The following is a 14285-nucleotide window of genomic DNA, read 5'->3' on the forward strand; positions in this document are numbered from 1 at the left end:
ACCTATTTAACCGTGAAATTATCGGCTATGCCGTTGCCGTTGGTAAAAATAAGACTGCATCGCTTGTTACTAAAGCTTTCTCAAGTATTAAGAGACCACTTAATGAAATTAACATTTTACATACTGATAGAGGTAATGAATTCAAAAATAAAGCTATAGACCAGCTATTAAGCACATTTAGTATTAACCGTTCTTTGAGTAAAAAAGGCTGCCCCTATGATAATGCTGTTGCAGAAGCTGCTTTTAAAGTAGTTAAAACAGAGTTTGCGTTTAATAAGATCTTTAGTAGTTTTGAGGAATTAGAATATCAGTTATTTGATTATGTAAACTGGTATAACAATCACAGAATACATGGATCATTAGATTATCTTACCCCTGTAAAATATAGAATGTTAATGTCCGGGAAAAAAGTATCCTAAAAAGGGTTGACAATCCATTTTCACTACAAATATACTTATCGGTATATAATATCCTATATCAAAAACTAATTGTATCAAAGATATTGTTTTATATTCTAAAATTAATTGTTTAAAAATTTAATCTCAATTTTTAAAATGCTTTTTTGTGTTCATTGTTTTAGAAAAATCAAGTATACTTCAAAAATAATTTTATAATATCTAAGATTAAGTAACCTGAGAATGAGATTGTCTATTCAGTCGTTTTCTTCGTTCAATAGCTGCTTTATGTTTTTTCTGCGCTTTTTAATAATTGTTTCTGCCTTGCCAGTATAACTTCTGGTAAGGAGTTATAAAATTAATTCTCTGGTGTAAACGACTATGGTTATAATGCTTTATCATACGCGTTAACTCAAATCAAATTTTGGTAATGTACTATAGGAATAGTGTGTTCCATTAATTTTTCTAGTGTATTTTTCGTTGGCGTTTTTCATATAAACTGGATTGTCAACCCTTTTTTTGGCGATTATTTCAAATAGATAAGTAATTGCTCTGACACAAGGAATCGTGAAATATAAATTTCCAATGCTTTTTAACTCTTTATCTCTTATAAGTTTTATGAAAAGCAAAATACTTATACCTCGATTGTACTTTATATATATTTAGGGGGCATAACAATAATAATAAAATTAATATCATATAAAAAGACCATATAATAAATATATATATGGAGACAACTTAACATTTAAAAGTGGTTCAGATACAATATTAGCTATTAAAATTAAAAACATTAAAATCATAACAAATTTTTTTTCATTAAATGTTTTTATTTTAGTAGCTTTTAAAACTAAAATGAGATTTAAAAAAACAAATAAAATTAATCCTATGATTCCATACTCTAAAAATATTTTTAAATAATAATTATCAGTAGTATATTTTTCCATGAAAATACTCCCATATCCAATTATAAAATGATAATTATAAGGAATAATTAATTCATTATACAATTCCTTCCATATATGAACTCTTTCCCCTATACTCTTAATCCTATCTATATCTATTCTACTAAAAAAATACTTGAAATTCTCAAAGTTTATTATAGGGACTATAGATAAAATACTATTCTTAATTTTAAATTTATGACTAAACGTTAGAACTAACATAAATAAAAGACTCACAACCATTAGAAGATAACCCGTATTAGATTGAGCAAAAACTAACGAATAAATACTAATAATCAAACTTAATATCTTAATGTATTTACTTATTTTAATTTTATGAAAAAAATTGATTAAAAACACTATATAAATTACTATGAATATTGCATAATAGTTTGGATTACCAACACTCCCTATAGCCCTTCCAAATCTTCTTTCACTAAAAAGTCTACTATATTTATCAAAATTTCCAAACAATTTAAATGTAAATTTTCTAAAATTCATGAACAACATTTGTAATATTCCGATTAGAGATTGAATGAAACCTACATAAAAAATAGATTTAAAGATTTTTTCTCTATTGAATTGCTTCATATAATATCCAATATAAAAACTAATTAATGGTATAAAACTATAAATTATGATTTCTAATATTGCAATAATATTAGACTGACTAGAATATAAAAGTGTAATATCAATTACCAGTATAAAAAAAGTATAAATTATAAATAATTTAATAATTTTATTAATATATATATTATTAGTTAATAATATAATAAACAACAAAAAGTATAGATAAATCACTCCAAAATATGTTTTACCATAAATCGAAGGTGAATATAATATTATAAAAATAGAAAAATAAAACAAATTTTTAATAAACACGGCCTAACCCCCTTAATATTGTAGAAGATCTTTGATATAGCCACTCATTCTTAGTTTTTCATTTTGTGCAACGATTACTTCTGATTTAATTTTGTTATTCTGTATTGCCTGGTAAAAATCAGATGGTGACATATCTCCCAAGCTACCATGCCTATAGAACATACTCAACTCCAATTATAATAATCAAATAATAAAAAATCATCTATATTTTTTTAAGGTTTTTTCCAATCTATAATGTTTTAATAATTTTTTGATTAAATACATTGGATTCATAACTCTGTAGTCAAAGGGTTTAATACTGTTTTTTTTAAATTCACAAAAAACATTCCAGGTTTTTTTAAACCCATAACCATGCTTAATCGAAGTGAATAGATAACCCTGTCCTTTTAAATTAAAAAAACTCAATTCATTTTCGTTCAATTTTTCTTTAAGAAAATTACAATAATTAATATAGACATTAAGTCTTGAATCAAAGATTTTCTCACTATTATTAACAGTTAAACTACCCTTATTACGTGTTATACAATAGATTGTTTTATTATCAATCTTAAAATCATTCATATAATGCCCTAACTTTGTGGAGAACATAACATCATTAGATGCAATCACTTCATCAAATTTCAAATTATGATCATCAATAAATCGTTTTTTAATTAATTTAGATATTGGATTTGATATTTTATATCTTAAATATAATTCATCTCTTAAATTATTATTATTTGAATAGGAATTCAATATTTCTACAAAATTTATATGTCTATTAGCCTCTTTATTTGTATCAATATAAATACTAGTTGGGGGAAATAAAACTACTTCAATATTAGAACAAAAATATTTGCTAACAACATCATAAAACCCTTCAATAAAGTAATCATCAGAGTCTGCAAATAGAATCCATTTACCAGAAGCATTATTCAATCCAATATTCCTACACACACCAGCACCTTTTTTATTAGTCTTGTTCATTAAAAAATTAATATTTGAAAACCTATCTTTATCTTTGAATTCTTTATATTTTTTTAGTTCTTCTTTATCACTATTGTCATCAACAACAATAACTTCAATATCTTTTTCAGAAGGAATTGAATCTAATAATTTTTCTAACAAAACTGAATCATTATAATGTGGTATGATAATTGATAATTCAATTTTATTCTTATACATAACCTACATTCTCCAATAATTATACATTTTTTCAGCTTCATTTTTATCAAAGATAGACTTAATATCAATAAACACAGGTTTAACAATATCATCTTTATAAAACTTCTTAAATTCTTCTAATTCCATATTATTATACTGCTCATGATTAACTGCAACAACAACAGTATCCATATCGCTGACATCATCTAATTGCTGAAGTTCTATACCATGTTCGCTTACAGCCTCTTCTGAATCAGCAATTGGATCAGTGACTTTAACATTAACATGATATTCTTCTAATTGGTTGATTAAATCTGCAACTTTACTATTTCTAAGATCAGGTACATTTTCTTTAAAAGTTGCACCCATTACAAGTACTTTAGAACCATTAACCTTAATGTTAGATTCAATCATCTTTTTAACTATTTTCTCTGCAACAAAATTTGACATTTGATCATTAATTCTACGTCCATTTAAAATTAACTGCGATATATAACCAAGTTCTTCAGAACGATATGTTAAATAATATGGATCAACACCAATGCAATGTCCACCGACAAGCCCCGGATAAAAATTGAGAAAGTTCCATTTGGTACCTGCTGCTTCCAAAACAGACTGAGTGTCAATATCCATTTTATCAAAAATCATAGATAACTCATTCATAAAGGCAATATTAACATCACGCTGAGAATTTTCAATTATTTTTGAAGCCTCTGCCACCTTAATTGAAGGTGCTCTATGTACACCAGCCTTAATTATCATTTCATAGACTTTAGTAATAGCATCCAGACTTTCTTCATCCATACCGGAAACAACTTTAACAATGGTCTCGACGGTATTAACTTTATCACCAGGATTAACTCTTTCTGGTGAATAACCAACTTTAAAGTCTTCTCCACAAATTAAATCTGATTCCTCTTCAAGTATTGGAACACAAACTTCTTCTGTAACCCCAGGATATACAGTTGACTCATAAACAACGATTGAGCCTTCTTTTAAATTTCGCCCCACTGTTCTACTTGCACCTGTTACCGGGTCTAAATCTGGAACATTATTTTTTCCAACAGGCGTAGGAACAGCAACAATATGAAAATTTGCGTCTTTTATGTCATTTTCGTCAGATGTATATTTTATATTTGATATCTTAGCTAAACGCTCTTTTCCAATTTCACTTGTTGGATCCTCACCTTTTTTATATTTATTTATTTTTTCTTGATTGATATCAAATCCTATTATATCTATTCCATTTTCAGAAAATGCTACAGCTAATGGTAAACCGACATATCCCATTCCTGTAATTGCTAGTTTTATATTATTTATATCCATAATAAATATCTCTCCTAAATAATTATTTATTTCACTGAATTTTTTAATCTTTTAATCTGCTCAAAATACTCTTTGCCATCAATAATTAAAAAGATAGCTGCATAAGCAATAACGCCAGTAATAACATTAATAGTTAACTGAATAGGCAAATTCTCAATATTTGGAGATACGAAATAAGTCTTACTTAAATAAAGTATCAACATCATAAATAAGGTATATAAAAACGGTTTTTTAATGAAATTAATTAAATCCTTCAAACTCATATTAATTAAATCACCAGTTATATGCATACTAATCCAAAAAGTATAAAAACTTACAATTGTTACACCATAAGAAACTCCAACAATTCCCCATTTTATACCAATAATCATAGCAACCGTTAAATTGATAATTAAAAAGAAATTAAACTTAAAAGAAATATCAGATCTCCCTTGAGACAATAATACAATCCCAACAGTTGTTCCTATAGATTGAACAGCCCCAGTTATACTTAAAATTTGAATTAAGATAATTACAGATGACCAGTTCTGACCATAAACTGTTAATATCATCTCAGAAGCTACAATAAATAGTCCTCCCATCATAGGAAAAGTAATTAAAGCAATTAACCCTAATACATTAAGATAATATTTTTTTATAGATGATTTATTTTCTTTTATTTCAGAAAATGCAGGTAAAAAGGTATTACTAATCACCCCACCTATTTTTCTTACAGGAACAAGCATTAATTTATATGCAAGAGTATAATAACCTAATGATTCAGAACCTAAAAATCTACCAATTAATAGATAATCTAGATTTCTGTTAAAATAATTTATTATACCTGTCCCAAAAACATAAATACCAAAATCAAGTAAATCTTTTATCATATTAAAACTAAAGAATAAATTAGGGGTCCACTTGTAATATAATATTATAAATACACTAGCAACAATATTTTTAGCAATAAATCCATAAACTAGTGCATGAACACCAAAATTATTTAATGCTAACACTATAGTAATAATACCATACAAAATTGTTGAAAATATATTAATATTAAATAATTCTTTAAATTTCATTTTTTTTCGAAGTAAACTCTGTTGTATAAATGAAAAAGAAACAATAGTAAATACAACAGAAATTAATTTTAATAATTCAGTTAGTTCTGGTTGATTAAAAAATAACGCTATTAAATTAGAGCTGAAATAAACAATAGCAGTCATAATAATTCCAATTAACATATTAAACCAAAATAATGAAGATAAACGTTCTTGATTTAAATTTTCTCCCTGAATAATAGCTGGAGCTAAACCAAATTGGTTCATCATATTAATTAAAGCAATAGTAGTCTGGATCATTCCCATGACTCCGAATGCATTTGGAGTTAATAAACGTGCTAATATTGCTGTTATTACAAAATTTAAACCAGTTAAAAACACACTGGATAGACTATTCCATATAGCACCCCAAAAAGTTTTTTTTCTTAATGACATTTAATTACCCCTAATAAATTTAATTCATAAAACTTTTAAACTTGTTTTTAGTTTTTTCATAATTATTACTCAAAGTTAATCTTAAAACTTTAATCAAAACTGATTTACTTAAATATTTAAATGCTAAAAAAGGAAACCCTAATCTAGTTAATAAACTTGTATTATTTCCAAATTCTATATTTTTTAAGGCTTTTAAATAGTGACTAACCCCTTTAGATAAGTACATTTGGTAACGAAAAGTTTGAGTATCTAACATTTTAAGTTCTAATTTGCTTCTCTGAAATGAAGTGATATTATCTAGTTTCTTATAACTATCAAATATCTCTGATATTAAACCATCCTCTTCGTATCCCCAATCTTTTTCTTCCTGAACAGCTACTGTAACTTTTACAGGATACTCTGTGAAATGCCAGGTTTTGCCTCTTAAGCAATTATAAGCAACAAAATAGATGAAGGGATAAATATTATTTACATTATTTTTTCTATAACTCGCATAAGTACCTTTCTTTTTAAAAGTAACACCTGTAAGTTGATGTCCTCTCCAGGAATTTTCGAGACAATTTTCGAAACCTTTGTTATATATTTTCTTATCTTTCCCCATATCTCTTCCAGGTTTCATATATTCACCGTTTGGCCGGATGGGTTGAATACTTGGTAATACACAATATATTTCCTTTGTAACCTTCAGTTTATCTACTATATTAACAAGATAACTTTCATCTAAATAGTCATCATCACTTAAGTACATGACATATTCAGTATCCGCCTTTTCTAGTACAAATAAAGCATTTCCTTCTAACCCCAAATTGTCATTTTGGTTATATTTATTAGTTATAATATCTGTTTGCTTACAGAACTGATCGATAACTTGTCTAGTATCATCTGTTGAACAATTGTTTGAAATTATTATCTTTATATCATCAATAAGATTATTTTTATTTATATATTCTTTAATCATGTATAAATTCTTTTTTAATGACTTATCTCTATTATATGTTGGAATCAAAATCGATAGTAACATAAAACTCCCCTTTATTTTAATTCTTTTATCCAGTTAACCATATTCTTTACACCTGTAAACTTGTCTACTTTAGGTTGCCAATTTAATAGCTCTTTTGCTTTATTAATATTAGCTATAAAAACTTTTTGATCACTTTCACGCCAATCAATTTCTTGATAAATCATTTTAATACCTAATAAATCCTCCAGATAATCAAATAATTCTAATAATGAAAAACTATTATTTGCTCCACCTCCAATATTAAATAATTCTCCTCTTGCCTGATTAATGTTTTCTACAGCAGCAAAATAACAATTTATTAAGTCATCTGCATATAAAATGTCTCTAACCTGTTTGCCATTACCTGAAATTGTAAATGGCTCATCTAACTCTCCACTTTTTATTTCTAATGCTTTCTGGCAGAACCATCCAACCCAACCCTGGTCTTTGGTTGAAAATTGTCTTCCTCCAAAAATAGAAGAATGTCTAAAAACTACTGTATTCAAATCAAACATTCTGGCATAATCGAGCATATATTGATCAGCTGCTCCTTTAGAACAACCATATGGTGAATGGAAATCAAGATTTGTTTTTTCATCGAACCCGTCAGGAAAATTAACAGCTTCATATCTTTTATCATTTTCTTTGAAATCAATATATTCTAAATCACCATAAACTTTATTAGTAGATGAATAAATAACTATTGATTCTGGAGAATGCTTACGAACAGCTTCTAAAACATTAATACTTCCTTGAACATTAACTTCAAAATCCATCTGAGGATTATCTAATGAAGTAGTCATTGCAACTTGTCCAGCTAAATGAAAGATAACATCCGGTTTAATTTGCTTTATAATTCTTTCTATATCATTTTTATTTCTTATATCACCATGAATAAATCTAAATTCACCTTGTTCATTTAACCATTCTAAATTTTTAGCTGACCCTTCTCGATAAAAATTATCTAATATATATAAATCATATTTATTATCTAAAGCATAACTAGCTAAATTTGAACCTAAAAAACCACAACCTCCAGTAATAAGTGTTTTCATATATAATCAAACTCCTTCTCATCTATATCTATAAATAGCCTTTTAAAAACTTACTAAAATCTTTTTCAAAATTACACTTAATATTTTTATCCAAAATTGAATTAATTTTATCATTTGACACATTAAACTCCATTATTTCATTTTCTCTGTATTCTAAAGCTCCATAATTAACTTCTGAATTGCTATTTAAAAGTTCTTTAGCATATTCAACTAAATATTTTAACTCTTTACTTTCTCCAGATGAAATATTATATATTTCTCCATAACAATACTGCTTTGAAATAATCAACTCGGTTAAGATATTAAGAAATCTCTCTACCCAAATAAAATCTCTAGTTTGTTTACAAGGTGTTAAGTTTAAAGATTTATTCTTTATTAGGTTGTTAATTATATATGAAATAAACTTATTGTCTGATTGATATTTTCCATATAAAACGCTTGGTCTAATTGAAATCACAGGAAATGTCTCGTTTTTTCCTATCATATAGGCAAAATGTACTCCTGCTGTTTTACTTGCAGCATATGGCGATAAGGACTTTTCAAAAAAATTCTCTTTAAACTGCTTCCCATTGTAATTACCATATTCTTCTGTTGAGCCAAAGTTAATTAGAAGTTTTAAAGTATCATTATTCTTTAATATTTCATAAAAATTATATAATGATTTAGCATGAATATCTAACATCTTAGGAAATAATGAATAATCTCTAACTGCCGAAACTACTGCTGCTAAATGCAAGATATAATCTGGATTTATCTCTTCTAAAATATTACTTAGTCCAGTATAATCAGTTACATCACATTGAAAATATTTAATCTCTTTATTTTGATTTTCTTTCTCTACTCCTAATCCATAAGTTTTACAATTATAGTTCTTAAATCTTTCCACAGCATGTCTTCCAATAAACCCATTACTTCCTGTGATTAAAACTCTTTTATCTTTAAAGAATTCTTTATACTCTCCCATATTCCACCTCAGTTAAACTATTTATTAATATATTCTTTTATCTGTTGAACATTGAAACCATAAGAAATGTTATCTTCTTTATACCAATCAACTACTAATTTAATCGTTTTATCTATATCTAACCTTGGACTCCAATTTAAATAATATCTTGCTTTACTTATATCAAGTTTCAATAATTTAGCTTCATGTGGTTCATCATTAGATGATGTGTCTAGCCATTTACCTGAACCCCAACAATCTATCAGCTTCTCTACTAGTTCCCCTACGTTTACTATAGAACTTTCCTCAGGCCCAAAGTTCCATCCCCCTATATATTTTTTAGGTTCTTTATATAATTTTGAAGCTAATAATAAATAACCACTCAGTGGCTCTAACACATGCTGCCATGGTCTTATTGCTTGTGGACTACGAATCTTTATTTTCTTTCCTGCTTGTAATGCTGTTATACAATCGGTCATTAATCTATCCTTAGCCCAATCTCCCCCACCAATGACATTTCCTGCTCTTACAGAAGCTAAAGCTACTCCATGTTCATCTAAATCTTGTGGATTAAAAAACGATCTTCTATAAGCAGAGGTTACTAATTCAGCACAACCTTTGCTAGAACTATAAGGGTCATAACCTCCCATGGAATCATTCTCTCTATATCCCCAAATCATTTCTTTATTTTCGTAGCACTTGTCACTAGTAACATTCACTACTACTCTCACTGAATCTACTTGCTTACATGTTTCTAGAAGGTTCACTGTTCCCATTACATTTGTCTCATAAGTCTCTCTTGGCTCTTCATAAGATAACCTTACTAATGGTTGAGCAGCTAAATGGAATACTATTTCTGGTTTATACTCTTCAAATACTGATAATAATTTATCAAAGTCTCGCACATCACCTCTAATATCAGTTATTTTACTACTAAGATTAGTTACTACAAAATTATCCTTTTCTCTATAAGGGTCAAGGGCATAACCTATTACATTAGCTTCTAATTCATTTAACCAAGTTGTAAGCCAAGAACCTTTAAACCCAGTATGACCAGTGACTAATACATTTTTATCCTTAAAAACTCCATTAAGCATCTTGTCCATTTCTACTCCCATACCTTCCAGAAAGCATTATTATTATTCCATAGTTTATTTAAATGCTTTACATCTCTCTCATGGTCCATACATTCCCAGTTACCTTTATGTTTATAAACCATAACCTTTCCTTCCTTTGATAAACTCTCTAAAGGACCTATTTCAAAATCACAATCCTCATCTGGTCTTAGATAACTTAATAATTCTCTATTAAAGACCATATAGCCGCCGTTAATTAACCCTTGTGAAGTTTGTGGCTTTTCTTCAAAAGATTTTACTACATTATCCTCTTCTATTAACTCTCCAAACCTTGCCGGCGGATGTACTCCAGTAATAGTAACCATTTTCCCATGTGATTTATGAAATTCAATTAAATCATCTATATTTACATCTGCTACACCATCACCATAAGTTAGTAAGTTTATATCATCATCTAAGTATTCTTCTATTCTTTTAATTCTTCCACCTTTTAAGGTATTAAGACCAGTATCTACTAAAGTTACTTTCCAATCCTCTTCATCATGTCCATTATGAAATTCTAAGTTAGAACTACCTAATTCAATTGTAAAGTCATTATTTCTAGCTTCATAATGTAAGAAGTAATCTTTAATTATATCTCCTTTATAACCTAAACAAATAACAAATTCATTAATCCCATAATGAGCATATGTCTTCATTATATGCCATAGAATAGGCTTAGTCCCTATTTTAACCATAGGCTTAGGGATTAAATTTGTTCTATTCCCTAGTCTTGTTCCAAATCCTCCTGCTAAAATTACAGCCTTCATTATAAATTCCTCCCCACCAGTTATTATAACTTACTAAAGTAATCTGCAAAAACTTGAAGTATATAGTCTCTCTTATCTTGGTCAATACCTGGATAAACTCCAATAAAGAAAGTATTATTCATTATATAATCTGTATTTTCTAGGTCACCAACTACTCTATATTTAACATTTTGATAAGCTGGTTGTCTAGTAATATTACCAGCAAACAACATTCTAGTCATAATCTTATTGTCTTCTAAATGATTAACTAAATCAGCACGGTCAACCCCTGAATCTTTTTTCACTGTTATCGGAAATCCAAACCAAGAAGGATCAGACTTTTCAGTTGCCTTTGGTAAAATCAAATAATTTTCATAATCTTTAAGTCCATTCTTTAATTTCTTAAAGTTTTCCTTCCTCTTTTTAATAAATGAAGGTAACTTCTTTAATTGCTCGACTCCTATAGCTGGTTGTAAATCTAAAACTTTTAAATTATATCCTATATGAGAATATATATATTTATGGTCATATCCATAAGGTAAAGTCCCCATTTGTCGTTCAAATCTGTATCCACAGGTATTATCCTGTCCTGGTCCACAGTAACAATCACGTCCCCAATCTCTAAAAGAACGTACTATTCTCTCTAACTTTGTTGAATCAACTAATACTGTTCCTCCCTCTCCCATAGTCATATGATGGGCAGGGTAAAAGCTTACTGTAGCCGCATCTCCAAATGTCCCAACTAATTCTCCATTATATGTAGAGCCAACTGCATCACAACAATCTTCAATAACATATAAATCATTTTCTTCAGCAATTTCCATTACTGCTCTAAGATTGAAAGGGTTACCTAAAGTATGAGACAGCATAATTGCTTTTGTCTTCGGAGAAATAGCTTGTCTTAACTGTTCTATGTTAACATTATACGTACCTAAATCGACATCAACAAAAACTGGAATTAAGCCATTTTGAATTATAGGATTTACTGTAGTAGGGAATCCAGCAGCAACTGTTATCACTTCATCTCCTGGTTTAAGTCTTTTATCACCTAATTTAGATGATGTAAAAGCCGTCAAAGCTATTAGATTTGCTGATGAACCCGAATTGACTAAAGAACAACTTTTAAGACCAAAATAATCTGCAAATTTTTCTTCAAATTCTTCAGCATATCTACCAGCCGTTAACCAAAAATCTAGAGCTGAATCAACTAAAGACATCATCTCTTTTTCATTATAAACACGACGTGCAAAAGGAATTATATCTTTACCTGGTTTAAAGCTCTCCTTACTTTCTTCTTGTAATTCATGAAGTTCTTTAACCTTCTCTAATATTTCTTTTCGTAATTTATTTGTCTTATTACTCATGACTTCTCCCCTCAATTCTAACTTTACATATACTTTTAAAATGTATAACCTCAATAATTTATTATTAAATATCTTTTCTAAGATAAGTTATTAATTATTACAGTATACTTAAAACGAGAACTAAATATTGATATATTCTAAGTTGATTTTTGATTATTCGTTACTATAATGTCACCTTTTTCTCCTTGATCAACCTCAACCTTATCCCAAGCACTCTCATGCAAATAATAAATTACTGTCTTAAAAATCACTTCCAATAAAGCTACTCCTCCAGCTATCTTTAGCTCACCGCTTAAAAAGTACACTATCAAAATTGTTGTAGTAGTCGCAGTTATCCGCCAGGTAATACTCTTTAATATTCTTCTTAATTTATTACTCATCCACAATTACCTCCAATATCTTCTCCACCGAATCTTCAACTGTCAACTCAACTGTATCTATTACTATATCTGGATTCTCCGGTTCTTCATACGGTGAAGAAACACCGGTAAAGTCATCTATCTCACCTTGCTTAGCTTTCTCATACAACCCCTTCGGATCACGTTCATCACAAGTTTCCACATCTGCTTTCACATATACTTCAATAAAACTATCTACGCCTGCTCTTTCCCGAGCAAAATCCCGCATCTCCTGAAATGGCGAGATAAAGGATGCTAACGTTATTAACCCAGCATCCTTAAATAAAGCTGCCACTTCAGCTATCCGTCGAATATTCTCATCTCGATCTTTCTTAGCAAAACCAAGATCAGAATTTAATCCATGTCTAACATTATCTCCATCTAATCTATAAACAGCCTTGCCTTGTTTGAGTAGCTCTTTTTCAACTTCTACAGCTATTGTAGATTTTCCAGAACCAGAAAGCCCCGTAAACCAAACCACTAAACCTTCCTGACCTAAGTTTTTACATCTATCTTCGTATGTTACTTTTCCTTCATGCCATACTATATTATTTTCATTCATCTCTCTACCATCCTTACGTAAGTTATAAAAGGCAATTTGACACGAGACTCACACAAGACTGTACACAGACTTTTAAACCCTAAGTTCATACTATTAAATATCAATTTATATTCTTTATTCATTAATTATCTTTAATTTGCTTTTGTTTTTTATCTTTAGTCTGTACTTGGTCTGTGTCAGTCTGTGTCTAATTATTATTTAAAGATTTTGAATTACTTCCACGGATTAAATATAATCCCACGTTCTTGTAGTAAATTCTTAATCTGCTGCGCTGCATCTTTCACTTCTTCAAACTCCGGAATATGTAAATCATAATCTATATCCGTAGTCACATTCTCACCTAGCCAAACCGTCTCTATCTTATCTGCATTAACCGTAGTCTTAATTAGCTCTAAGTCTTCTTGTGTCAGTTCTACAGCCGTAACAGCTAAGATTGCTCCAGCATCAAGCATAATATGTGATACTTCAGCTAGTCTTCTTAAATGTTCTTCACGATGATTATTACTTTGACCTTTAATGTCCGCATCTACACCATATAATAGATTACCAATGCCTAAGAAGTAAACTATCTTCCCATCATCAAATAATCTTTTTTCTAACGCCTTAGCTGTCGGTTTCTTTCCAACATCCTCTTCGCCAGTAATTACGACTAAAGTTGACTTTTGATTATACTTCTCAGCTCGTTCATCATTAGTAATATGGCTCTTTTCCCATTTATAATTTCTAAGCATTACTTTCTCTCTTACCCAGCTTTGTTCATCCTCTAAAGCTGCTTGTACTATTCCACCACCAGCTATCTCATGTTCATCCACAATTACAAACCGACTAGTCTCTGCTATTTCACTAGTTAAATCGAATGCTATAGCTTTATCCAATTTTAATATGCATTCAGCTACATCATGTCTTTCTATCTTATCCTTTACCTCATCTTGATTTA

14 protein-coding genes are annotated in these 14285 nt (G+C 28.9%); 1 reads left to right on the top strand and 13 read right to left on the bottom strand.

All coding sequences use genetic code 11. The annotated features are described in order from the left end of the window. Positions 1-419, top strand: a 419-nt coding sequence (locus B5D41_RS13345) for an IS3 family transposase (RefSeq protein WP_143555730.1), incomplete at its 5' end; no start/stop codon positions are given. A 671-nt stretch (positions 420-1090) separates the two neighbouring features. On the opposite strand, the gene B5D41_RS13350 is transcribed toward B5D41_RS13345, so the two are convergent. From B5D41_RS13350 to B5D41_RS13410, 13 genes are all read right to left on the bottom strand, one after another. Then, complete coding sequence (locus B5D41_RS13350; RefSeq protein WP_078811131.1) at positions 1091-2218, bottom strand: O-antigen ligase family protein; 1128 nt, start codon at positions 2216-2218, stop codon at positions 1091-1093. A 198-nt stretch (positions 2219-2416) separates the two neighbouring features. Then, positions 2417-3382 carry a glycosyltransferase family A protein gene (locus B5D41_RS13355; protein WP_078811132.1) on the bottom strand — a complete coding sequence of 322 codons (966 nt, stop codon included), beginning with the start codon at positions 3380-3382 and terminating at the stop codon, positions 2417-2419. 3 nt (positions 3383-3385) lie between these two features. Then, positions 3386-4687 (bottom strand): nucleotide sugar dehydrogenase, encoded by a 1302-nt coding sequence (locus tag B5D41_RS13360; RefSeq protein WP_078811133.1) that lies wholly within the window; start codon positions 4685-4687, stop codon positions 3386-3388. Between the two features lie 26 nt (positions 4688-4713). Then, positions 4714-6162, bottom strand: a complete 1449-nt coding sequence (locus B5D41_RS13365) for an MOP flippase family protein (RefSeq protein WP_078811134.1) — start codon at positions 6160-6162, stop codon at positions 4714-4716. Positions 6163-6181: 19 nt separating this feature from the next. Next, positions 6182-7183, bottom strand: coding sequence for a glycosyltransferase family 2 protein (locus B5D41_RS13370; protein WP_078811135.1), 1002 nt, complete (start codon positions 7181-7183; stop codon positions 6182-6184). An 11-nt stretch (positions 7184-7194) separates the two neighbouring features. Continuing rightward, complete coding sequence (locus B5D41_RS13375; protein WP_078811136.1) at positions 7195-8217, bottom strand: GDP-mannose 4,6-dehydratase; 1023 nt, start codon at positions 8215-8217, stop codon at positions 7195-7197. A 28-nt stretch (positions 8218-8245) separates the two neighbouring features. After that, the gene (locus B5D41_RS13380) at positions 8246-9181 is read right to left on the bottom strand and encodes an NAD-dependent epimerase/dehydratase family protein (protein ID WP_078811137.1); all 936 of its coding nucleotides are present in this window, start codon (positions 9179-9181) and stop codon (positions 8246-8248) included. A gap of 17 nt (positions 9182-9198) precedes the next feature. Then, positions 9199-10266 carry a CDP-glucose 4,6-dehydratase gene (gene rfbG / locus B5D41_RS13385; protein WP_078811138.1) on the bottom strand — a complete coding sequence of 356 codons (1068 nt, stop codon included), beginning with the start codon at positions 10264-10266 and terminating at the stop codon, positions 9199-9201. A 2-nt stretch (positions 10267-10268) separates the two neighbouring features. Then, on the bottom strand, positions 10269-11045 hold the full coding sequence (rfbF, locus tag B5D41_RS13390; protein WP_078811139.1) for a glucose-1-phosphate cytidylyltransferase: 777 nt from the start codon (positions 11043-11045) through the stop codon (positions 10269-10271). A gap of 23 nt (positions 11046-11068) precedes the next feature. After that, positions 11069-12388, bottom strand: coding sequence for a lipopolysaccharide biosynthesis protein RfbH (gene rfbH / locus B5D41_RS13395; protein WP_078811140.1), 1320 nt, complete (start codon positions 12386-12388; stop codon positions 11069-11071). Positions 12389-12525: 137 nt separating this feature from the next. Continuing rightward, a complete protein-coding gene (locus B5D41_RS13400; RefSeq protein WP_078811141.1) occupies positions 12526-12768 on the bottom strand; it encodes a DUF2061 domain-containing protein in 243 nt (80 codons plus the stop codon). Then, the gene (gene cysC / locus B5D41_RS13405; RefSeq protein WP_078811142.1) at positions 12761-13348 is read right to left on the bottom strand and encodes an adenylyl-sulfate kinase; all 588 of its coding nucleotides are present in this window, start codon (positions 13346-13348) and stop codon (positions 12761-12763) included. Before cysC ends, B5D41_RS13400 begins: the two co-directional genes overlap by 8 nt. A gap of 212 nt (positions 13349-13560) precedes the next feature. After that, positions 13561-14285 (bottom strand): adenylyl-sulfate kinase (locus B5D41_RS13410; RefSeq protein ID WP_143555731.1); only part of this gene is annotated, 725 nt, incomplete at its 5' end.

It is taken from the genome of Selenihalanaerobacter shriftii (assembly GCF_900167185.1).
GTDB lineage: Bacteria > Bacillota > Halanaerobiia > Halobacteroidales > Acetohalobiaceae > Selenihalanaerobacter > Selenihalanaerobacter shriftii.

What these genes read in the sequence shown, in the direction of transcription:
- B5D41_RS13355 (WP_078811132.1), bottom strand. Translation starts at nt 3,382, where the DNA reads ATGTATAAGAATAAAATTGAATTATCAATTATCATACCACATTATAAT.
- B5D41_RS13400 (WP_078811141.1), bottom strand. Translation starts at nt 12,768, where the DNA reads ATGAGTAATAAATTAAGAAGAATATTAAAGAGTATTACCTGGCGGATA.
- cysC (WP_078811142.1), bottom strand. Translation starts at nt 13,348, where the DNA reads ATGAATGAAAATAATATAGTATGGCATGAAGGAAAAGTAACATACGAA.
- rfbH (WP_078811140.1), bottom strand. Translation starts at nt 12,388, where the DNA reads ATGAGTAATAAGACAAATAAATTACGAAAAGAAATATTAGAGAAGGTT.
- B5D41_RS13375 (WP_078811136.1), bottom strand. Translation starts at nt 8,217, where the DNA reads ATGAAAACACTTATTACTGGAGGTTGTGGTTTTTTAGGTTCAAATTTA.
- B5D41_RS13360 (WP_078811133.1), bottom strand. Translation starts at nt 4,687, where the DNA reads ATGGATATAAATAATATAAAACTAGCAATTACAGGAATGGGATATGTC.
- B5D41_RS13370 (WP_078811135.1), bottom strand. Translation starts at nt 7,183, where the DNA reads ATGTTACTATCGATTTTGATTCCAACATATAATAGAGATAAGTCATTA.
- B5D41_RS13365 (WP_078811134.1), bottom strand. Translation starts at nt 6,162, where the DNA reads ATGTCATTAAGAAAAAAAACTTTTTGGGGTGCTATATGGAATAGTCTA.
- rfbF (WP_078811139.1), bottom strand. Translation starts at nt 11,045, where the DNA reads ATGAAGGCTGTAATTTTAGCAGGAGGATTTGGAACAAGACTAGGGAAT.
- B5D41_RS13380 (WP_078811137.1), bottom strand. Translation starts at nt 9,181, where the DNA reads ATGGGAGAGTATAAAGAATTCTTTAAAGATAAAAGAGTTTTAATCACA.
- rfbG (WP_078811138.1), bottom strand. Translation starts at nt 10,266, where the DNA reads ATGGACAAGATGCTTAATGGAGTTTTTAAGGATAAAAATGTATTAGTC.